The organism is Curtobacterium sp. NPDC088465 (assembly GCF_044753165.1).
GTDB lineage: Bacteria > Actinomycetota > Actinomycetes > Actinomycetales > Microbacteriaceae > Curtobacterium.
Genome location: NZ_JBIVMR010000001.1, coordinates 943,888 through 964,704, shown reverse-complemented (window position 1 = coordinate 964,704; position 20,817 = coordinate 943,888). Strand labels below are relative to the sequence as shown.

The following is a 20,817-nucleotide window of genomic DNA, read 5'->3' as shown; positions in this document are numbered from 1 at the left end:
TCGGCGCACCCGGCGTCGACGGAGGTGAACGGTGGACGCAGCGCAGGAGATGGTGCTCCAGCTCGTCGGGACGCCCTGGGCCTTCCTCGTGGTCGGGCTCGTGCTGGCCGCCGGCAGCGTTGCGGTGTTCCTGCCGAGCCAGGCGCTCGTCGTCGCGATCGGCACGCTGCTCGTCGGTGGTGACGGTGGGTTCCTGCCCGTGCTCGTCCTGGTGGTCGCGGCGACGATCGGGATGGTGCTCGGCGACGTCGCGCTCTGGCACCTGGCGCGGACGGTCGACCTCGGCTCGCGGTCGTGGTTCAGCCGGCCGAAGGTCAGGAAGGCGCGGGAGTCGATCGACGCCAGGTACCGGAAGGCCCCCGGACGCATCGCCGTCCTCGGCCGCTTCATCCCGATGGGGCGCCTCACGACGAACCTGGTCGGTGCGGACAGCGGGCTCGACCTCCGGCGCTTCCTGGTCAGCTGCCTCGTCGCCGACGTGGTGTGGGCGGCCTACTGCGTGGGGATCGCGGCGGCCACCGGGCACTGGAGCCGGGAGCAGCCGTTCCTCGTGACGACCCTCGCGGTGGTCGCGTCGATCCTGCTCGGCCTCGCGATCTCCGCGGTCGAGAAGGCCGTGCGGCGCCGCGCCGAGGCCGCTGCGACCGCCTGACGCCGTAGCGTGGAGGGCACCGTCCGAAGGAGGACCCGTGTCGAGCCTCACCGAACTCGTCCCCGACCCCGACGCCGTCGAGCGCCTCGCGACCGGCAGCACCTGGGCCGAGGGACCGTGCTGGATCCCGTCCGACCGGACGGTCCGCTGGTCGGACATCCCGGGCGACCGGATCCTCGAGTGGCACCAGGAGACCGGCGGTACGACCGTGTACGCGTCGGACGTCGAGTTCACGAACGGCCGCACGCTGGACCGCGACGGCTCCGTCGTGCAGTGCTCGCACGGGCGGCGACGCGTCGAGCGCGACCGGGGCGGCGTCGTCACCGCGGTCGTCGACGGCTGGGCGGACGGTCGGTTGAACTCGCCGAACGACGTCGTCGTCACGCGGGACGGCTCGATCTGGTTCACTGACCCGGCCTACGGCATCACCCAGCCGCGTGAGGGACACCCGGGCGAGCGGGAGTACGGCGACCACTGGGTGTTCCGGTGCGGACCGGACGGCGAGGACCTGCGCCCCGTGGTGCTCGACGTCGACGAACCGAACGGTCTCGCGTTCTCGCCCGACGAGCGCGTGCTCCACGTCGCCAGCTCGTCCGCCCACGAGCCGGTCATCCGTGCCTACGACGTCGACGGCCACCGCGTGAAGAACGGCCGGGTGTTCGCCCGGCTCGGCGAGGGCGAGGGCGTGCCGGACGGCATCCGGGTCGACGTCCACGGCAACGTGTGGTCCTCGACCCACCGGGGCGTGACGGTCTTCGCACCCGACGGCGCCCGCATCGGCGACGTCGCCGTGCCCGAGGTCGTGTCGAACCTGTGCTTCGGAGGCGACGACGGCACGACGCTCTTCGTGACCGCGACGACCTCGCTGTACCGCATCGCGACGACGACGCGGGACGCCGCTGCCGTATCCTGACCCGGCCATGCAGTGCGACTACTTCGACCGGGGGGTGTGCCGCTCGTGCACACTCATGGGACAGCCCTACGGCGACCAGGTGCTCGACAAGGAGATCCGCACGCGGGAACTCCTGCGGGACGCCGTCGAGGCCGCAGGGGGCCCGGGGGCGGTCGAGTGGTTGCCCGCGATCACGAGCCCGGAGTCCGGGTACCGCAACAAGGCGAAGATGGTCGTCGGCGGCACGGTCCAGCGCCCCACGGTGGGGATCCTGGACCACCGGCAGCGCGGCGTGGACCTGCGGCACTGCGGCATCTGCACGCCGGGCATCCGACGGGCGCTCCCGGTCCTGGCGGACTTCGTCGCCGACACGGGGCTGATCCCGTACGACGTGGCCGCACGTCGGGGCGAGCTCAAGTTCGTGCTCGTGACCGAGTCCCCGGACGGCGAGCTCATGGTGCGCTTCGTGCTGCGCTCCGAAGGGCAGCTGCCACGACTGCGTGAGCGCCTCGACGACCTGCGGCGGGTCCTGCCCGAGGCGGTCGTGGTCACCGCGAACCTGCTCCCGGAGCACAAGGCCGTCACCGAGGGGGAGCGCGAGGTCGTACTGACCGAGCAGGAGACGCTGCCGATGCGGATCGGCTCGATCACGATGCACCTGCGACCGCAGAGCTTCTTCCAGACGAACACGAGCGTCGCGAGCCAGCTGTACGACCAGGCGTCGGCGTGGATCGACGAGGTCGGGCCGGCCTCGATGTGGGACCTGTACTGCGGTGTCGGCGGGTTCGCCCTGCACGCAGCGCGCCCGGGTCGTGCCGTCACGGGGATCGAGACGAGCCGGGAGGCGATCCGCTCCGCGAAGCAGTCCGCGCGCGAGGCGGGGCTGACCGACGTCCGCTTCGCCGCCGACGACGCGACGGAGCACGCCCTCCGGGCCCGACCGGACGCGCTGCCCGAGCTGGTGGTGGTGAACCCGCCGCGCCGGGGCATCGGCGAGACGCTCGCGACCTGGCTCGAGGAGTCCGAGGTCGAGCACGTCGTCTACTCGAGCTGCAACCCGGTCACCCTCGCGAAGGACCTCGCGCGCATGCCGTCGCTCCGCCTGCGACGGGCGCGCGTGCTCGACATGTTCCCGCAGACCGGCCACCTCGAGGCCGTGACGCTGCTGTCCAGGCGCTGACCAGGACGCGACCAGCCAGCGGTCGGGAGGCTCGCTGCCAGGCCGCCACGGGCCTCCCGTCCGCAGCATTGCCAGGAAACTGCCAAAGTCACGTACCCGGGTACAGACCGATCTGCATGCCCATGGTGATCGGGGCACTCAGGAAGACCGGTGGGGGACGTAGCACTCACGGGTAGAACTCATTGTCTCGGTTTGATAACAGTCACGAATTTCCTATGGTTGCCGACCAGCGCCACCGGCACGAGACCACTGCCCCCGGCGGCGCACCCCACGACATGACCGCGATCGGTCGGGACGGGCAGTGGCGACCGGGTCCGCTCAGGCGGGCGCCAGGTCCGTGGTCCCGGTGGAGCGATCAACCATGAAGAAGCTTTCCCGTACCCGCACCATCGTCGGTGGCCTGGCCTTCGCCGGCATCGCCGCGACCGGTGTCGGCCTGGCGGCAGCGCCCGCGAATGCCGCATCCGGTTCGACCTGGGACGCCCTCGCACAGTGCGAGTCCGGTGGCAACTGGGCCATCAACACCGGCAACGGCTACTACGGTGGCCTGCAGTTCAACCTCGGCACCTGGCAGGCGAACGGCGGCGCCGGCAACCCGGCCTCCGCGAGCCGCGAGGCCCAGATCGCCGTCGCCGAGCGCGTCCTCGCGTCCCAGGGCTGGGGTGCATGGCCGGCCTGCTCCGCGAAGCTCGGCCTGAGCGGGACCACGGGTGCCGCTCCGCAGGCCGCCGCTCCGGCCCCCGCCGCGCCGCAGCAGGCTGCACCGCAGCAGGCCGCGCCGCAGCAGGCTGCACCGAAGGCGACCACGCCGGCCGCACCGAAGGCGACCACGCAGGCCGCTCCGAAGGCGGCCGTGTCGAGCAAGCCGGCCGCGGTCGCGACGAGCGGCAAGACGTACACGATCGAGTCGGGCGACACGCTCGACAAGATCGCGACGAAGCTGAACATCGACGGTGGCTACATGAAGCTGTGGGCCGCGAACACGTCCACGATCGACGACGCGAACCTGATCTACGCCGGCCAGGAGCTCCAGCTCCCCGCCTGATCGACCTCCCGATCCGACACGAGACCCCCGTGGCACCTGCCGCGGGGGTCTCGTGCTGTCCGGGATTCGCCGGCGCGACCGTCAGCTCGGGCGGTCCTCGAGCCACCGCTGCAGGTCGTCGGACCGCAGGGCGCTCGAGATCGCGGCGCGGTCGTGGTCGTCCAACCGGACGAACGACTGGCCGTCGGGGGTCGTCCCGCTGCCCGCGGTCGGCATCGTGAACGTGACCAGGTCGTCCGGTCGGACCCCGCGCAGGGACCACCCGAGACGGACGATCGTCGCCGCGTCGAGCCCGGGGTCCACCGCCAGGTGCTCGCTCGTCGCGGTGACGAACTCCTGCAGTCGCCCCGGGTGCGTCAGGGTGCCGCGCGACAGGGCCTGGTCGAACACCCCGCGCAGGAACGCCTGCTGGTTCCGGACGCGTGTGTGGTCGGCGTCGGCGAACGCGTACCGCTCCCGCACGAAGGCCAGGGCCTGTTCGCCGTCGAGCCGGTTCGCGCCGCTGACGAAGTGGTGGCCCCGCGCCGTGAAGTCCCGCGGCGACTGCACCGTCACACCGCCCAGTGCGTCCGTCATGTCGGCGAACCCGGCGAGGTCGACCTCGGCGACGTGGTCGATCCGGACGTCGAGCAGCTGCTCGACCGTCTGCACCGTGAGCGGGATGCCGCCCCAGGAGTACGCGGCGTTGATCTTGGCCCGGCCGTGGCCGGGGACCTCGACCCACGAGTCGCGCATGATCGACATGAGGTACACGTGGCGGCGGTCGGCGGGCACGTGGGCGAGCATCAGCGTGTCCGACCGCCCGCCGGCGGTCTGGTCGCCGTCGGCCAGTCCGGCCCGCGAGTCGGAGCCGATGAGCAGGATGTCCTCGGCGCCGCCGGAAGGTGCGGGCCGGTCGCCGGCGGGGAAGGGGTCCGCGATCGCCTCGGTGTGGTCGTCGAAGCTCCGGGTCAGACTGCCGACGAAGACCGCTGCGACGACCGCGAGCACGGTGGCGATGCCGACCAGGGTGCCGGTGGTGGCGACCAGCGCGACGAGCGCGGGGTGCCTGCGCCGCCTCCGGGCCGTTCTTGCTGTTGCTGCTGCCGCGGCTCGGGCGGCGCGACGCTCGGACATCGGGACTCCTCGGGTCGGGTCGGCCCTGCGCCGACCCGGAGAGTCTACAGCATGTGGTATTTCAGTGTCACGAGCGGTGCAGCACGCCGGTCAGCCGCCGGCGGAGCTCCGCGTCCTCGGGGAGGACCTCCCGCTCGATGTGCTGTGCGGTCTCCCATGCGCGGCGACCCTCGTCGGTGACGGACACCACGCGACGCCGGCGGTCCTCCGGGTGGGCGGTCCGCTCGACCAGACCGTCCCGTTCGGCCCGCTCGAGGGTCCGCGACATGGTCTGGGGCTGCACGCGAGCGGTCCTGGCGATGGTGTCCGCGCCCGTCGGGCCGGTCCGCAGCAGGATGTCGATCGCGACGAGGGCGGCGTGGGTCAGCCCGATCGCCCGGAGTCGCTCGTCCCACTCCCGTTCGACGGCACGTGCCGCGGCGGAGAGCAGGCGTCCGAGCGGCCACTGCTCCGCGGGTTCGTGCATGATCGGAGTCTACGGGCGGGTCCTCCCGGCGGCGTCGGCGCGGAGATAGTCAGCATGCTGACGATCGGTGTACGCTCACCGACGTGTCCCGGTTCCTCCGCATCGTCCTGCCCGCACTCGTCATCCTCGTCTGGCTCGTCGTGGCCGGCGTCGGCGGTCCCGTCTTCGGGAAGATCTCCGAGGTCGCCACGAACGACCAGACGTCGTTCCTGCCGGCATCGGCCGACGCGACGAAGGTGCAGGAGCGTGCCGCCGACTTCCGACAGGCCTCGGGGGCACCCGCCATCGTCGTCCTCGACCGCGACGGCGGCCTGACGCCCGACGACCTCGCTGCGGCCCGTCGGATCGCCGACACCATCGGCGAGCGCGACGACGTGCAGGGCACGAGTCCGGTGATCCCGAGCGAGGACGGCGACGCCGCCGAGATCGTCGCGACACTGACCGAGGACGCGGAGACCGGGGACGCCGTCTCGGCCATCCGGACCACGGTGGACGAGGCGCTGCCCGCTGGCGTCTCCGGGTACGTCACCGGTCCGGCGGGCTTCACGGCCGACCTGACCGAGGCGTTCGCGGGCATCGACGGCCTGCTGCTCGGGGTGGCACTCGCCGCCGTGTTCGTCATCCTGATCGTGGTCTACCGGTCGCCGCTGCTGCCGTTCCTGGTGCTCGGGACGGCGACCTTCGCCCTGTGCGCCTCGATCCTCGTGGTGTACGCCCTGGCGAAGGCGGGGGTCGTGACGGTCAACGGGCAGGTGCAGGGCATCCTGTCGATCCTCGTGATCGGCGCCGCGACGGACTACGCGCTCCTCTACACGGCGCGCTACCGCGAGGCACTGCGCGAGCACCGCACCGGCTGGGAGGCGACCCGGGCCGCTCTCCGCGGCGCGTTCGAGCCGATCGTCGCCTCGGGCGGGACCGTCATCGTCGGGGTGCTCTGCCTGCTCCTGTCGGACCTCAACTCGAACAAGGCGCTCGGGCCGGTCGCCGCGATCGGGATCGCCTTCAGCCTGCTCGCCGCCCTCACCCTGCTGCCCGCCCTGCTGCTGGCGTTCCGTCGGGCGGCGTTCTGGCCCCTGCGCCCGGCCTTCGGCTCCGGTGGCCGCCCGACCACCGGTCCGGACGCGACCGGACTGTGGGCGCGGGTGGGGCGCCTCGTCGCGCGTCGGTCCCGCACGGTCTGGATCGTCTGCACCGTGGCGCTCCTGGCGATGGGCAGCGGCCTCGTCGGGCTCCGTGCCGACGGCGTCCCGCAGAGCGACCTGGTGATCGGGTCGTCCCAGGCGCGGGACGGCCAGCGGGTCCTCGCCGACCACTTCCCCGGGGGTTCCGGCAGCCCGGCCCAGGTCATCGGCGCCGAGCGTGACCTGGACGCCCTCGTCGACGCCGTCCGCTCGGTCCGCGGGGTCGACGGGGTGGTGGCCGCCTCCACCGACTCGCCCTCGGGGACCGTCCCCGTGGGGTCGGACGCCGCCGCCCGGACCGCCACGGGCGCGGCGGAGCCGACGGTGTCGCGCGGGGACGTCCTGCTCGAGGCCACGCTCGCCGACCCCGCCGACTCGAGCGCCGCCGAACGGACCGTCCGCGACCTCCGCGTCGCCGTCGAGCGGGTGGACCCCGACGCGGTCGTGGGTGGCGTCACGGCGACCGCCGTCGACACGAACGACACCGGCATCCGCGACCGCTCGGTCATCATCCCCGTGGTGCTCGCGGTCATCCTGCTGATCCTCGTGCTGCTGCTCCGCAGCGTGGTCGCCCCGCTGGTCCTCGTCGGCAGTGTCGTGGTGTCCTTCGCGGCCGCACTCGGCGTCGGCGCACTGGTGTTCGACCACGTGTTCCACTTCCCCGGGGCCGACCCGTCCGTCCCGCTGTACGCGTTCGTGTTCCTCGTGGCGCTCGGCGTCGACTACAACATCTTCCTCATGACCCGGGTGCGCGAGGAGTCCCTGCGGCACGGCCCGCGTGAGGGTGTCCTGCGCGGGCTCGCGGCCACCGGGGGAGTCATCACCTCGGCGGGCATCGTGCTGGCCGCGACCTTCGCGGCGCTCGGCGTCATCCCGATCCTGTTCCTGGCGCAGATCGCCTTCGTGGTGGCGTTCGGCGTCCTGCTCGACACCGTCGTGGTCCGGTCGCTGCTCGTCCCCGCGCTCGTGATCGACCTGGGGCGCCGGGCGTGGTGGCCGTCGCGCCTCTCGCGCGCAGCGCGTCACATGTGACACGCTGGTGGCATGCCAGTTCCCTCCACGCAGCCGGCCGCAGAGCGCAAGCTGCTCCGTGACACCGTGCAGGACAAGATCCGCGACGCGATCATGGACGGCACGCTCGAACCGGGCGAACGACTGAACGACGACGACCTCATCGCGTGGCTCGGCGTCTCCAGGACCCCGATCCGTGAAGCACTGGCGGAACTCGCACGGGCCGGACTCATCGAGATGGCGCCGAACCGCTACACCCGCGTCGCCGCACCGACCGAGGCCGAGCTGCTCGACGCCTACCGCACGCTCGGCGTCATCTACGGCGGGGTCGTCCGCCTGGCCGTCCCGCGGTTCTCGGACGCCGAGCGGGAGCGGGTCACCGCCGTGCTCGACGACGTCCTGGCGCGGCTCGACGCCGACCAGCAGGCCGAGGTCGCGCGCGAGGGTGCGGACATCTACTCGATGTGGGTGGAGGCCTGCGGCAACGCCTCGCTCGCGCAGCTGTGCCGCTCGACCACCGATGGTCTGGCCTTCCGGCTCCGCGTGCCCGAGCTCACCGAGCTCGTCCCGACCGACGTCATACGACCCGAGATCGTGAAGCTCCGTGACGCCGTCGCCGCGGGCGAGCCGATCGACGCGGAACTCGCGATGGAGGCGATCCACCTCCTGCCCACGCGCGACTGACCGAGCGCCGGGCGTACAGCGTCGGGCACGGACCCTCAGGGATCTCCCTGTCCGTTCCACGCTGTGCCGTTATGGTTTCCGGGTGAGCATCGAACCCGAGCAGACGACGCGCCGTGCCCGCCGCGGCCACGTGCCGCCGCGCCACGGGCGCCAGAAGCGTGGGAGCGGCGTGGTCCTCCCCGCGGTCGCCGGCGTCCTGGCGATGGGCCTCGTGCTGACCGGCGGCTACGCCGCGTTCGCCTTCACGAGCCTCAACAGCGGCGTCACGAAGATCGACGCGATCAGTCCGCGGTCGGACGACGACGACGACGTGGACGGTCAGGCGCAGAACATCCTGCTCGTCGGTGACGACCACCGTCCGGACAACGCGACGCCCGAGCAGATGGCCGAGCTGAGCACCGAGGACGACGGCGGTGCGACGAACACCGACACGATGATCGTGCTGCACATCAACGCCGACGGGTCCCAGGCGACGATGATCTCGTTCCCGCGCGACTCGTACGTCCCGATCCCCGGCGTCGGCAAGGGCAAGCTCAACAGCGCGTTCTACTACGGCACGCTCAACGGCGGCGGCGACACCGGTGGTGCGAAGCTGCTCATCCAGACGATCCAGGACCTCAGCGGCCTGACGATCGACCACTACGTCCGGGTGTCGTTGCTCGGCTTCTACCAGGTGGTCAAGGAGCTCGGGCCGGTCGAGGTGTGCCTGAACAACGCGGTGAACGACCCGTACTCGGGTGTCGACCTGCCGGCCGGCACCTCGGAGCTCGACGCCAAGCAGGCGCTGTCGTTCGTCCGTCAGCGGCACGGGCTGCCGAACGGTGACCTCGACCGGAACGTGCGCCAGCAGTACTTCCTGTCGCAGGAGGCCCGCAAGGTGCTCTCCGCGGGCACCCTGCTCAACCCCATCAAGATGAACAACATCCTCAGCGCCGTCGGGAGCTCCATCCAGACGGACACCGACCTGGTGTCGCTGGCGAGCCAGATGCGGAACCTGCGCCCGGGCAACATCCAGTCCGCCACGATCCCGACGCTCGGCACCCCGACCATCACGGTGGGTGGCCGGCCGCTGTCCATCGTCGAGGTCGACACCGTCGGGTTGCCCGCGTTCGTGCAGGGACTCGTCGGCGAGCCGGAGGAGTACACGAAGGCCACGGCCGCCGAGCCCGCCGCGACGACGGTCACCGTGCTGAACGGCAGCGGGACGACCGGCGCCGCCGCGACGGCGACCGCGAACCTGACGGCCCGCGGCTTCCAGGTCGGGACGCCGGGGTCCTCGGACACGACGCAGAAGACCCAGGTGCAGTACCCCGCCGGGCAGGAGGCGCAGGCCAAGGCCGTCGCCGCGGTGGTGCCCGGTGCGGTCGCCGTGCGGTCGACGACGGTGTCGGGCGTCACGCTCGTCCTCGGGTCCGACGGCATCACCGTCACCGCCCCGGCCGCCCCCGGCGACGCCTCCTCCACCCCGGCGGACGAGGCGCCCGAGGCCGAGGCGTCGAAGCCGGCGGAGTCCGAGCCGACGCCGAGCTCCACCGACGTGAAGACCTACGGCGAGGAAGGCGTCTGCATCAACTGACGCACCCTTCACCACCCTGGGGTCGCCCGTGGGAGCGTGTCGGTAGGGTCGACCGGTGAGCCACGTCGCGCGTCCGATCACCCTGATGACCTACAACGTGAAGAACCCGGATCCGCGGCACGACTGGCCAGCGCGCCTGCCGCTGGTGCTCGAGGTCATCCGACGGCACGACCCCGACGTCCTCTGCGTGCAGGAGGCGTTCGACCACCAGATGGACGCCCTCCGACAGGGGCTGCCCGACCACGACGCCGTCGGGCAGGGCCGCGAGGGGGGATCCGCGGGGGAGCACGCCGCGGTGTTCTTCCGCCGCGACCGCCTGCGCCCCGTCGACGTCGGGACCTTCTGGTTCTCCGACACCCCGGACGAGCCGGTGTCGAACACCTGGGGGAGCCTGTACCCACGGGTCGCCAACCACGCGCGCTTCCTCGACGCCGAGGGGGCCGCCTTCACGCTCCTCACCGCGCACTTCGACCACGAGGAGAACGACCACGGGGACGAGGTCCGTCGGCGCAGCGCCGCCCTCGTCGTCGAGCGGCTCGCCCCGGTCGACGGCCCCGTCGTCTTCGCCGGTGACTGCAACGAACCGTGGGGCGCGGGTCCGGCGTCCCGGGTCTTCACCGATGCCGGGTACCGGGACGCCTGGTCCGACGCCGGTGACCCCGGTGACCGCACCGCGTCCTTCAACGGGTGGCAGGAACCGGTCGACTCCGGCGAGCGGATCGACTGGGTGCTGACCCGCGGCGACGTCACCGCCGAGCGCGTCGTGATGGACCACGACGGCCCGGAGACGTGGGCCGCGAGTGATCACTTCCCGGTGGTGGCGTCCCTGCGCGTGGCCTGAGCCGCGTGACCTGAGCCGCGCGGGCCGTGACCGCGCGGCCGTCGTGCAGTGCGGGACGCGTCAGCAGGACCGGCGCGCGTGCACCGGCATCGGGGAGCCGATGACCGTCACCTCGGTGTCGTTCGTCAGCGCCGAGACGCCGTTCGTGCCCCGCGCGTCCTCGCCCGTGTCGTGGGTCGGACCGTCGGTCGCGTCGTCGTGCTCCGCGCGGGGGTCGTCCCCGGTCGGGTCGTCGCCGGTCGCGTCGTCACCGGTCGAACGCTCGTCGGGAGCCCAACCGGCCTCGAGCAGCAGCTGCCACGCCCGGGAGTCGCCGGACCCGAACGACACCTTGTCGGAGCGTGGAGCCGTCGCGATCTCGTCCGCGACGTCGTCGCCGACCTGGACCCCGTCAGGACCGGTCAGCTCGACCCGGTCGCCGGTCCGGCCCCGTACCGAGTCCTTGAGGACACGGATCTCGACCGCGTTGCCGACGGCAGACGGTGTGCGGAGCGCCGCGACGCGGACCGCGCCGCCCCAGGTGTAGGTCGTCCCCGCCGGGAAGCACGCGCCGCCGTCGCCGACCGCGGTCTGCGTGCGCGACGGGGTCCCGAGCAGCCGGTTGAGCAGCGAGACGGTCGACCTCGCGTCGCGCATGGGGACGTCCGCGACGGTGTCGTCGGCGTGCCGGAGGACCAGGGACTCGGCGTCGAGCTCGACCGTGTCGACCCGGCGCAGTTCGCGGTCGGTGACCCGGATCAGTGGCTGGACCGGGTCCGCGACGTCGCTGCGGTCCTCCGCTGCCGCGGCCGGTGCCACGCCCCCCGTCGCGAGGGCATCGGACCCGACCGTGCCGGCCGCGAAGGCGAGCACGGCAGCGCCGAGCGCGAGCAGAGTGCGGGAAGTCACCAGTCGACCGTACGGCCCGGAGCCGGACAGGACGACAGGTGTTACCGAATCGCAGCCCGGTCGTCACGTGTTCGTGATCTTGGGGATGTGTCACGGACGCGTCGCGGGGGACACCCGGCTGGACGGACAGCGGTACCCCGGTGCGTACCGTCCAGGCCATGACGGAGCAGCAGAACGACCAGGCGGGTCTCGACCAGTACGCGATGCAGGACCCCACGAAGATGTACGCCGACAAGAAGCCGGACGAGCAGTACCTGCAGGGTGCCGGCACCGACGAGGAGATGGCGCAGAACGTGCCCGCCGACCACGGTGAGGACACCTACCGCGGCTCCGGCCGCCTGCAGGGCCGCAAGGCGCTCGTCACGGGTGGCGACTCGGGCATCGGCGCCGCCGTCGCCATCGCCTACGCCCGCGAGGGTGCCGACGTCGCCATCGTGTACCTGCCCGAGGAGCAGGAGGACGCCGACCGCATCGTCGGCCTCATCGAGGCAGCGGGCCGCAAGGCCGTCGCGATCCCCGGTGACATCAAGGACCTGGCGTTCTGCGAGGAACTCGTCCAGAAGACCGTCGACGGCCTCGGTGGGCTCGACATCCTCGTGAACAACGCCGGCAAGCAGCAGAACGTCGACGACATCACGAAGATCTCGGACGAGGAGTTCGACGAGACCTTCAAGACGAACGCCTACGCGACCTTCCGCATCACGAAGGCGGCCGTGCCGCACATGCAGCCCGGTTCCACGATCATCAACACGACGTCGATCCAGGCGTACGCGCCGTCGCCGCACCTCGTGCACTACGCCGCCACGAAGGCGACCGTGAACAACATGGCCAAGGGGCTCGCGGCACAGCTCGCGCCGAAGGGCATCCGCGTCAACGCCGTCGCTCCCGGCCCGATCTGGACCCCGCTGCAGCCGGCCGGTGGCCAGCCGCCGGAGGCGCTCCCGTCCGCCGGTGAGCAGACCTACCTGGGCCGCTGGGGCCAGCCCGCCGAGCTCGCGCCGGCGTTCGTGTTCCTGGCGAGCGGCGAGTCGTCCTACGTGGTCGGCGAGACGCTCCACGTCGACGGCGGCATGCCGACCCCGTGAGACGGGTCGCCTGACGCGCGCACACCGCAGACGGACGGGAGGCGCGGTGCCGGCTGGCACCGCGCCTCCCTCACAGGCTCGGTGCCGGCTGGCACCGCGCCTCTCTCACAGGCTCGGTCGGGGCGCCCCGCAACGCTTCGCGTCGCCGTTCAGCGGGGCGCGCCCGTCCGTCGTCTCAGCAGGCGACGGAGCGCGCCATCCGCTCCAGCAGCTCCCGTGCGGACATCGCCGCGGTCAGTTCGACCTCGACCGGGTTGATCCCGATCGCGCGCTCGAACGCGCGGCGGCGGGCCTGGTCGGCGATCGGGACCTCGGGGCGTTGCGGCAGCCGGGCGATCGCGCGTGCTGCGGCGTCGAACGCGCCCTCCGGGGAGCCGAGCTGCTCCCACATGGTCCGCACGTCGTGCGCGACCTGCTCGTCGTCGCCGCCGAACTCGTAGCCTGCGGAGGCCATGGTGGCCAGGCCCTGTGCGACGGGGTCTTCGGGGGTCATCCCGGCATGGTCGCACGGCAGCCCGCGTGCGTGCTCCGGGGTCGTCGCCTGTCCCCCGACATGCTGACACCCGTACCGGGGATGCTGTGTCCCCCGCCACTGCGCTTGGATGGAGGTGCGGACAGGACGTCCGCCGCACGACGGAGGGCACGATGCTCGAACACACCAGCGCCGACACGCAGGCGGCAGCCGCCGCGGCCGCCACCCTGCACCTGCGCATCACGATCGTCGGCGCCACGGTCGACGTCCTCCGCGACGTGCCCTTCCACGAGGCCCACGTCGGCATGGTCGCCGAGCGGATGGGCATCACGACGGAGGAGCTCCGCCAGCACTTCCCGTCCTGGGACGGCCTCGTGCTCGCCGCCGTCGACCGCTGGAACGGCGCACGACTGGAGGCGGTGGCGCACGAGGTCGGGGACGGCCCCACGGTCGACCTGCTGCGTGCGATCGTCGCCTCGAACGCCGAGGACCCCGCGCTCATGCGGCTGCTCGTCGCACTGCTCTCCGTCGCCGGCAACCCTGCGCACCCCATGGCGACGTACCTGCGGTCGCGCTACCAGCTCTTCTTCTCGCAGGTCCGGCGCGGCCTGGAGCACGACATCGCCGTCGGCCGCGCGCCCCACACGATGGACCCCCGTCGCGGTGCCGAGCAGCTCATCGCGCTGTACGAGGGGCTCCAGCTGCAGGCGATGCTCCGCGCGGAGCTCGACCTGGTGCCGGCGTTCGACCGTGCGGTCGCCCGACTCGAGCGCGGCTGGATGGAGCGGTACGAGCCACAGGCCGCGCAGCGCTTCTCGACGTGGAGCGACAGCGGGAGCTGGGAGATCTGACCCCTGGCCGCGAGGCGCGTCACCCGGGTCGACCCAGAGCCGCACGGGCGTAGTCGTGGAGGCTCCGACGGAAGGAACCGACATGGCAGCACCGAACCCGATCCAGGTCCAGAAGTACCTCAGCGGCATCGACTACCCCGCCTCGAAGGAGGACATCGTCGCGACCGCCGAGAAGGAGGACGCCCCCGGTGACGTCCTGGACGCCCTGAAGGGGATCCCGGACGGCGACTACGACGCCCCCACTGCGGTGACGAAGGCCGTCTCCGACAAGGGCTGAGGCGCTCGCACCACCCGGGACCCGGGCTGGGCGACGTTCCTCGTGCTCCCGGGCACGAGAGCGGTCGCCCAGCCCGGGTCTCGCGTCCGGGTGGTCCCTCAGCGCGGGCGGTGGCCCCGCGGCACGGAGCCGTTGCCCGGGTCGTACCCGGTGTCCCGCAGCACGGGGATCGCCGTCGTGTCGTTGTGGACCGAGTGCACCGTCACCCGACGCGCTCGCCGCAGGGCCCGTCGCGCGCCCGGGGTCGCCACGAGGCCACCGAGCACGAGCCCCGCGCCGATGCCGAGTGCCACCGAGACGGCCGCCACGAAGTCGAGCGCGGCGCCGGACGCCCCCGACATGAAGTGCAGCAGGGCATCGGACACCGCGACACCGGGCAGCAGTGCACCGCAGAACGCCGGCACCGAGATCGCCGCCACGGCCGTGCGCATCCGGGCTGCTGCGATGGTCGACAGCACGCCGAGCAGCACCGACGCGATGAACGTCGCTCCCAGCAGCGGCATGCCGAGGTGCCGGAGCTCCCAGAGGAACGCGCCGGCGGTGACCGAGAACACCACCGCGACGGGGATGACCCGGGCACTGGCCTGCTGCACGAAGCAGTTCGCCGCCGCGGACACGACCGTCAGCGACAACGAGGCCCACAGCGGCAGCGGTTGCAGCACGATGCCGGACGGGTCGACCTCGATGCTGAGCCACTGCAGGACCGCGATGCCGGCCGGGACCCCCACGACGATCGCGGCGATCACGAGCACGATGTAGAACGCCCGGGCGACGGCCATGGCCCGGAAGCCGGAGATCGCGTCCTGGGCCCAGGTGACGAGCGACACGTGGGGCAGCAGCAGGACGACGAGTGCGGCGACCATCGTGGCCGCACCCGTCGCGGTCAGGACGTCGGCCCAGATCGCCAGGGTGCCGATGGCCGAGGCGACGGCTGCCTGCGCACCGGAGACGAAGAACTGCGGGAAGCCCCTGCCGGTCAGCCAGCGGCCGGACAGGATGATCCCGAACATGAGCACGAAGGCGCCGACACCGGCGCGCCAGCCACCACCGGCCTGCATCGCGATCGAGGTGCCGAGCACCGAGAGGCCCACGTCGGCGAGCCAGGTCGGCCACCGGGTGGGCAGCCGCAGGACGGCGACCAGGGCGCTCACCGCGCTCGTCATGTCGCGCTCGCCGTGCACCAGGTCGTCGACGATCTGGTTCGCGCGGGCGAGCCGGTCGAGGTCGGAGCCGTCGGACTGCACCGTGCGGACCTTGACGAGCGGCGGGTGGTCGGCCGGGGCGTACTGGAGCGTGACCGAGCTGCCGGAGAAGTCGAGGTCGAGGGGCGCGAGGTTCCACTTCGTGGACACCGCGACGACGGCGGTCTCGACACTGCGGGTGTCCGCACCGGAGGCGAGCATGACCTCGGCCAGGTCGAGGCAGAAGTCGACGATCTGCACCGGCGAGTACTGCTCGCGCGAGCGGGTGTCCGGGGTGACGTCCTCGTAGATCGTGCCGCGCAGGCGGGCACGGGCGTCGCGGATGTCGTGCTGTGCGAGGTTGCGGACGCGCGGCCGGGGTGGGCGCCCGGGCCGCGGGACGCCGGGGAGGAACTGCTCGGCCATCAGACCATGGTGCCAGCCGCTCGTGCCCGAGTCCGGACGTCCGCTGGACGTTGCCGATGACGGGTCAGTGACGGGCCTGCGTGCTGAGTCGTCCGGCTGCGAAGGCGGTGATGGCCGCGCCGACCAGCACGACGACCTGCCCGGTCAGCTGCAGTCGGGTGGTCCGGATCGGCAGCATCGTCTCGCCGGCGAGGGGCGCGGAGGCGAACCACCCGAACGACGGGTTCGGTGCTGCGAGGAGGAGGACCACGCCGGCGACGAGCAGGATGATCCCGACCAGCAGCCCCCGGAGCGTCCAGGTGCGGGCGAGGCGAGCGGCGCACACGGCCGCGACGATCCCACCGAGCAGGGCGAGGACCGCCCCCACGACGAGCTGCCCGGGTCGGTCCCCGCTGACGAACGCGAAGTCACCGCCCGATGCACCCGCGATCCAGCCGGACGAGTCGAGTCGCCGCACCGCCAGGAACACCACGCCGACGAGGGCGACGAGTGCGCCCACCCACGTGACGACGTGCGTGCGGGTGCGGAAGAGGCGGCGCATGCGCCCCACCGTACTGACGGACGGACGGGAGGCGCGGGGGCCCCCGGGCCCCCCCCCCCCCCCCCCCCCGCGGGGTCGGCAAAATGGAGCACGGCGCCCTTGGCGACAAAAAGACGCCCCGGGGGGCGCCCCCCCCCCCCCCCGCGGGCCCGCCCCGGCGGGCGGGGGGGGGGGGGGGGGGGGCCCCCCCCCCCCCCCCCCCCCCCCGCCCGTCCGTCGGTGACGACTACTGCTCGAAGGTCGCCTTGAGCTCGATCTCGACGCCCGTGAGCGCCTTGGAGACCGGGCAGGTCGCCTTGGCCTCGTCGGCCGCCTTCAGGAAGGCGGCCTCGTCGATGCCGGAGACCTCACCGTTGACGGTGAGGGTGATGCCGGTGAGCTTGAAGCCGCCGGCGCTGTCCGGGCCGAGCGAGACGTCGGCCTTGACGTCGAGGGCCTCGACGGTGCCGCCGGCCTCGCCGAGGATCGCGGAGAACTGCATCGCGTAGCAGGCCGAGTGGGCCGCGGCGATGAGCTCCTCGGGGCTGGTGGTGCCACCGGCCTCGTCCGCGGCGCGCTTCGGGAAGGAGACGTCGTAGGTGCCGACCTTCGAGCTCGACAGCTCGACCTGGCCGGAACCGTCGTTGAGGCCGCCCTGCCAGGCGGTGCGTGCGGTGCGCGTGGGCATAGCCGCTCCTTTCGTTGGGGGAGGCCCCGTTCGGAGCCGACGCCAGTCAATCGGAGAACGACCGTTCTCGCAACCGGCTCTCGGGGAAGACGCAGGATGTCCGGCGACCGAGATGCGCGACAGGTGTAGTTTTGACGGAGATCGAAGGAGAACCCGTGCACGCCGTCGTGTTCGAACAGTTCCGGACGTTCCCCGTCCTGACCGAGGTCGAGAAGCCCGTCCCGGGACCCGGGGAGGTGCTCCTCGAGGTCGCCGGTGCCGGGGCGTGCCACTCCGACGTCGCCGTCTACCGCGAGTTCCAGGAGGGGCAGCCGGGCGCGCAGGCCCCCGGCTTCGTCCTCGGGCACGAGACCTCCGGGTGGGTCGAGGCCGTCGGTGACGGGGTGAGCGGCTTCACCGAGGGCGACGCCTACCTCGTCTACGGGCCGGTCGGGTGCGGGCACTGCGCGTCCTGTTCGAAGGGCCAGGACACCTACTGCGAGAACGCCGCCACCAACCCGTACGCGGCCATCGGTCTCGGTCGGGACGGCGGCATGGCGGAGTACGTGACCGTCCCGGCGCGCAACCTCGTGTCGCTCGGTGACGCCGACCCGATCGCGGCGGCACCGCTCAGCGACGCCGCGCTCACGCCGTACCACGCGATCAAGGCAGCGATGCCGAACCTGGCTGGCGGCGGCAGGTACGCGCTCGTGGTGGGGCTCGGCGGTCTCGGGCAGATCGCCGTGCAGATCCTCACGGCGCTCACCGGCGCCACGGTCATCGCGACCGACACGAAGCAGGACGCGATGGACCGTGCCGCGGCCCGCGGTGCGGTCACCGTCCCCGCCGGGCCGGACCAGGCCACCGCGATCCGCGAGCTCACCGGCGGCAAGGGCGTCGATGCCGCGTTCGACTTCGTCGGTGCGACGCCGACGATCGCGACCGCGAAGGCCTCGATGGCGATCGGCGGACGGCTGACCGTCGTCGGGATCGCCGGCGGGACCGTCGAGTGGGACTTCTTCACGACGCCGTACGAGTCGACGATCACGAACACCTACTGGGGCACGATCGAGGACCTGCACGAGGTCGTCGCGATGTACCGAGCGGGGCAGATCGAGCCCGACGTCGAGCGGTTCGCGTTGTCCGACGCGCTCGAGGCCTACCGCAAGCTCGAGGCCGGCGAGCTGTCCGGCCGCGCGGTGGTCGTCCCGACGCTGTAGCGGCGGCCGCGGCCGCGGCCGCCGCGGCCGCGGCTGCGGCGGAGCGGCTGCCCGAGGCTCGGCTGGGCGGACGGTTTCGCGGCCACTGGGCCACGAACGTGTCCGCATGCGCGAGCCTCGGCCGCGCGGCCCGTGCGGCCCGTGCGGGCCGGGCCGGGCCGGGCCGGCGCGGGCGGTCAGACCGCGGGGCCCGCGGTCCGCAGGGCGTCGGCCTGCTCCGGGGAGGAGCGCGCCGCGTACCCGATGCGGCTCTCGCGGACGTGCCAGGCCATCCGCTCGGCGGCCTGCTCGACGTCCCCCGCGTCGATCGCGGCCAGGATGCGCCGGTGGTCGGGCCACAGCCGCTTGCCGCGCGACGAGGTGTCGAGCGCGTAGAGCCACTCGATCTTCCGCGAGAGCTGCCGGAGCAGGGTCGCGAGCGTCGTGCTGCCGGAGAGCTCGGCGACCAGCAGGTGGAAGCGCTCGTTCAGGTCGACGAGCAGGTCGAGCTCGCCCCGCTCGACGGCCGCGTCACCCTCGTCGAGGACGGCCCCGAGTTCGCGGCGCACGCGCCACCAGTCCTCCGGCGGGGCCTCCGCGTCGAAGAGCGTGCGCGCCCGGGTCGCGGCGCGGCGGGCGGTGGCGGTCTCGAGCGACTCGCGGACCGCGAACAGGTCGTCGGCCTCGTCGAACGGGATGTCGGCGATGCGCGAGCCCACGTTCGGGCGCGACACCACGAAGCCCTCGCCCTCGAGCCCGCGGAGTGCCTCGCGGACCGGCACGCGGGAGACCCCGTGCCGCTCCGCGAGGAACGCCTCGGTCACCCGGGTGCCCGGTTGCAGGGCGCCGGTCACGATGTCGTGGCGGATGGCGTCGATGACGCTCGTCCCGTTCAGCACGGTGCCGATCGTGCCACACCGCGCCGGTCGCCCACCCGGGACGCCGTCACGCAGCCGCCTCGGCGAGGGCTCTCCCCGGGATGGCGTCGAGCAGGTCCTTCGTGTACTGCTCCTGCGGGTCGTCGAACACCGCTGCGACGCTGCCCCGCTCGACGACCTCACCCCGGCGCATCACCACGACGTCGTCGGCGATCCGCCGGACCACCCCGAGGTCGTGCGTGATGAAGAGGTAGCTCAGCCCGAGCCGGTCCTGGAGCTCCTCGAGCAGCGCCAGGATCTGCTCCTGCACCAGGACGTCGAGCGCCGAGACCGCCTCGTCGAGGATGATCAGCTCGGGTTCGAGCGCCAGCGCCCGGGCGATCGCGACGCGCTGCCGCTGCCCGCCGGACAGCTCGTTCGGCCGGAGCTGCGCGACCTCGCGGGGGAGCGCCACCTGGTCGAGGAGCGTCGCGACCCGCTCGGTGCGCGACGCCCGGTCACCGATGCCGAAGACGCGCAGGGGCTCGTCGATGATCCGCTCGATCGTCGAGGTCGGGTCGAGCGACCCGTACGGGTCCTGGAACACCGGTTGCACCCGGCGTCGGATCTCCCGCCGCTCGGCGCCACGGGCGGTCCCGATGGACTTCCCGTCGACCAGGGCGGTGCCCGACGTCGGCGTCTCGAGTCCGAGCACGATCCGCGCGACCGTCGTCTTGCCCGAGCCGGACTCACCGACGACCGCGGTGGTCGTGCCGCGACGCACCGCGAACGACACCCCGTCGGCAGCCTTCAGCGTTCCGGCACCACGACCGCGGAGCCGGTACTCCTTCACCAGGTCGGACACGACGAGGATCGGCTCGCCCGCGGCCACGGGCTCCGGCGCGACCCCGGACAGCGCGGGCGCCGCCGCGATGAGCCGCTTCGTGTACTCGTGCTGCGGGTCGCGGAGGATCGCCTCGGGCGCACCCTGCTCGACGATCTCGCCGTCGAGCATCACGACGACGCGGTCGGTCCGGTCCGCCGCGACCCCGAGGTCGTGCGTCACGAACAGCAGCGTCGTGCCGTGCTGGTCGACGAGGGTCTGCAGGTGGTCGAGGATCTGCCGCTGCACGGTCACGTCGAGCGCGCTGGTCGGCTCGTCGGCGATGAGCAGCTCGGGCTGGCGGGCGAGTGCGACGGCGATGAGGATGCGCTGCCGCATCCCGCCGGAGAACTCGTGCGGGAACTGGTCCGCCCGCCGCGACGCCTCGGGGATCCCGGCCTCGGTCATCAGCGCCACCACCCGCTGCCGGATCGCCGCGCGTCCCCGCAGCCCGCCGGCCCGCAGCGCGTCGGCGATCTGCGCGCCGACCCGCATCGACGGGTTGAGGTTCGTCGACGGGTCCTGCGGCACGAGCCCGATCCGTGCGCCACGGACGCGTCGCATGAGCGCCTCGTCGGCGTGGGCGATGTCGTCGTCGCCGAGGCGGATCCCACCACCGGTGATGTGCCCGGCCCCCGGCAGGAGCCGGAGCAGGGCCGCGATGAGCGTCGACTTGCCCGAGCCGGACTGGCCGACGATCGCGACGCGCTCGCCGCGGCGGACGTCGAGGTCGACGCCGTGCAGGACCTCGCGGTCACCGAAGGCGACCCGCAGGTCGCGGACGGACAGCAGGGTGTCGGTCCGGTCGGTCTGGTCGGTCTGGAGGCGCGGTGCGGCCCCGGTGGTCGTGTCGCCGTCGTGCATGGT

At 72.7% G+C, this 20,817-nt stretch carries 21 protein-coding genes; 12 read left to right on the top strand and 9 right to left on the bottom strand.

All coding sequences use genetic code 11. From position 1 onward, the window contains the following. Positions 1–31 precede the first annotated feature (31 nt). The 4 genes from ACIP6W_RS04385 (at position 32) to ACIP6W_RS04370 (ending at position 3,769) form a co-directional block, all read left to right on the top strand. Positions 32–652 carry a DedA family protein gene (locus ACIP6W_RS04385; RefSeq protein WP_209684368.1) on the top strand — a complete coding sequence of 207 codons (621 nt, stop codon included), beginning with the start codon at positions 32–34 and terminating at the stop codon, positions 650–652. A 37-nt stretch (positions 653–689) separates the two neighbouring features. Further along, positions 690–1,565, top strand: coding sequence for an SMP-30/gluconolactonase/LRE family protein (locus ACIP6W_RS04380; RefSeq protein WP_209684366.1), 876 nt, complete (start codon positions 690–692; stop codon positions 1,563–1,565). Positions 1,566–1,572: 7 nt separating this feature from the next. After that, positions 1,573–2,724, top strand: coding sequence for a 23S rRNA (uracil(747)-C(5))-methyltransferase RlmC (gene rlmC / locus ACIP6W_RS04375; RefSeq protein ID WP_400428447.1), 1,152 nt, complete (start codon positions 1,573–1,575; stop codon positions 2,722–2,724). Positions 2,725–3,085: 361 nt separating this feature from the next. Continuing rightward, the gene (locus tag ACIP6W_RS04370) at positions 3,086–3,769 is read left to right on the top strand and encodes a transglycosylase family protein (protein WP_066651599.1); all 684 of its coding nucleotides are present in this window, start codon (positions 3,086–3,088) and stop codon (positions 3,767–3,769) included. Positions 3,770–3,850: 81 nt separating this feature from the next. Here the strand turns inward: ACIP6W_RS04370 and ACIP6W_RS04365 are convergent, their stop codons facing one another. Then, positions 3,851–4,885: an LCP family protein gene (locus ACIP6W_RS04365; RefSeq protein WP_400428445.1), complete on the bottom strand. Its 1,035-nt coding sequence runs from the start codon at positions 4,883–4,885 to the stop codon at positions 3,851–3,853. Positions 4,886–4,952: 67 nt separating this feature from the next. After that, positions 4,953–5,351, bottom strand: a complete 399-nt coding sequence (locus ACIP6W_RS04360) for a MarR family winged helix-turn-helix transcriptional regulator (protein ID WP_271826904.1) — start codon at positions 5,349–5,351, stop codon at positions 4,953–4,955. 83 nt (positions 5,352–5,434) lie between these two features. Between ACIP6W_RS04360 and ACIP6W_RS04355 the strand changes: the two genes are divergently transcribed. The 4 genes from ACIP6W_RS04355 (at position 5,435) to ACIP6W_RS04340 (ending at position 10,644) form a co-directional block, all read left to right on the top strand. After that, on the top strand, positions 5,435–7,564 hold the full coding sequence (locus tag ACIP6W_RS04355) for an MMPL family transporter (RefSeq protein WP_400428443.1): 2,130 nt from the start codon (positions 5,435–5,437) through the stop codon (positions 7,562–7,564). A 12-nt stretch (positions 7,565–7,576) separates the two neighbouring features. Continuing rightward, positions 7,577–8,227 (top strand): GntR family transcriptional regulator, encoded by a 651-nt coding sequence (locus tag ACIP6W_RS04350; protein WP_066651607.1) that lies wholly within the window; start codon positions 7,577–7,579, stop codon positions 8,225–8,227. Positions 8,228–8,309: 82 nt separating this feature from the next. Beyond that, on the top strand, positions 8,310–9,803 hold the full coding sequence (locus ACIP6W_RS04345; RefSeq protein ID WP_066651609.1) for an LCP family protein: 1,494 nt from the start codon (positions 8,310–8,312) through the stop codon (positions 9,801–9,803). Positions 9,804–9,858: 55 nt separating this feature from the next. Continuing rightward, on the top strand, positions 9,859–10,644 hold the full coding sequence (locus ACIP6W_RS04340; protein ID WP_251159988.1) for an endonuclease/exonuclease/phosphatase family protein: 786 nt from the start codon (positions 9,859–9,861) through the stop codon (positions 10,642–10,644). Between the two features lie 60 nt (positions 10,645–10,704). On the opposite strand, the gene ACIP6W_RS04335 is transcribed toward ACIP6W_RS04340, so the two are convergent. Continuing rightward, positions 10,705–11,532 (bottom strand): hypothetical protein, encoded by an 828-nt coding sequence (locus ACIP6W_RS04335; protein ID WP_400428440.1) that lies wholly within the window; start codon positions 11,530–11,532, stop codon positions 10,705–10,707. 158 nt (positions 11,533–11,690) lie between these two features. Here ACIP6W_RS04335 and ACIP6W_RS04330 point away from each other — a divergent pair, with 158 nt between their 5' ends. Then, positions 11,691–12,617, top strand: coding sequence for an SDR family oxidoreductase (locus ACIP6W_RS04330; RefSeq protein ID WP_066651615.1), 927 nt, complete (start codon positions 11,691–11,693; stop codon positions 12,615–12,617). 175 nt (positions 12,618–12,792) lie between these two features. Here ACIP6W_RS04330 and ACIP6W_RS04325 read toward each other — a convergent pair whose 3' ends face one another. Next, a complete protein-coding gene (locus ACIP6W_RS04325; RefSeq protein ID WP_400340395.1) occupies positions 12,793–13,110 on the bottom strand; it encodes a hypothetical protein in 318 nt (105 codons plus the stop codon). A gap of 152 nt (positions 13,111–13,262) precedes the next feature. Here ACIP6W_RS04325 and ACIP6W_RS04320 point away from each other — a divergent pair, with 152 nt between their 5' ends. Both ACIP6W_RS04320 and ACIP6W_RS04315 read left to right on the top strand, forming a co-directional pair. Further along, a complete protein-coding gene (locus ACIP6W_RS04320) occupies positions 13,263–13,940 on the top strand; it encodes a TetR/AcrR family transcriptional regulator (RefSeq protein WP_066651619.1) in 678 nt (225 codons plus the stop codon). An 82-nt stretch (positions 13,941–14,022) separates the two neighbouring features. Further along, positions 14,023–14,217 carry a DUF2795 domain-containing protein gene (locus tag ACIP6W_RS04315; RefSeq protein WP_066651621.1) on the top strand — a complete coding sequence of 65 codons (195 nt, stop codon included), beginning with the start codon at positions 14,023–14,025 and terminating at the stop codon, positions 14,215–14,217. 98 nt (positions 14,218–14,315) lie between these two features. On the opposite strand, the gene ACIP6W_RS04310 is transcribed toward ACIP6W_RS04315, so the two are convergent. The 3 genes from ACIP6W_RS04310 to ACIP6W_RS04300 all read right to left on the bottom strand — a co-directional run bounded on the left by ACIP6W_RS04310 (position 14,316) and on the right by ACIP6W_RS04300 (position 17,032). After that, positions 14,316–15,824, bottom strand: a complete 1,509-nt coding sequence (locus ACIP6W_RS04310) for a threonine/serine exporter ThrE family protein (RefSeq protein WP_400428438.1) — start codon at positions 15,822–15,824, stop codon at positions 14,316–14,318. A gap of 64 nt (positions 15,825–15,888) precedes the next feature. Beyond that, positions 15,889–16,365, bottom strand: a complete 477-nt coding sequence (locus ACIP6W_RS04305; protein WP_400428436.1) for a hypothetical protein — start codon at positions 16,363–16,365, stop codon at positions 15,889–15,891. 226 nt (positions 16,366–16,591) lie between these two features. After that, on the bottom strand, positions 16,592–17,032 hold the full coding sequence (locus ACIP6W_RS04300; protein WP_209684341.1) for an OsmC family peroxiredoxin: 441 nt from the start codon (positions 17,030–17,032) through the stop codon (positions 16,592–16,594). 155 nt (positions 17,033–17,187) lie between these two features. Here ACIP6W_RS04300 and ACIP6W_RS04295 point away from each other — a divergent pair, with 155 nt between their 5' ends. Next, positions 17,188–18,231, top strand: a complete 1,044-nt coding sequence (locus tag ACIP6W_RS04295; RefSeq protein ID WP_066651629.1) for an NAD(P)-dependent alcohol dehydrogenase — start codon at positions 17,188–17,190, stop codon at positions 18,229–18,231. Between the two features lie 176 nt (positions 18,232–18,407). On the opposite strand, the gene ACIP6W_RS04290 is transcribed toward ACIP6W_RS04295, so the two are convergent. Both ACIP6W_RS04290 and ACIP6W_RS04285 read right to left on the bottom strand, forming a co-directional pair. Then, positions 18,408–19,109 carry a GntR family transcriptional regulator gene (locus tag ACIP6W_RS04290; protein ID WP_251154236.1) on the bottom strand — a complete coding sequence of 234 codons (702 nt, stop codon included), beginning with the start codon at positions 19,107–19,109 and terminating at the stop codon, positions 18,408–18,410. A gap of 46 nt (positions 19,110–19,155) precedes the next feature. Beyond that, the gene (locus ACIP6W_RS04285; RefSeq protein ID WP_209684337.1) at positions 19,156–20,814 is read right to left on the bottom strand and encodes an ABC transporter ATP-binding protein; all 1,659 of its coding nucleotides are present in this window, start codon (positions 20,812–20,814) and stop codon (positions 19,156–19,158) included. Positions 20,815–20,817 lie beyond the last annotated feature (3 nt).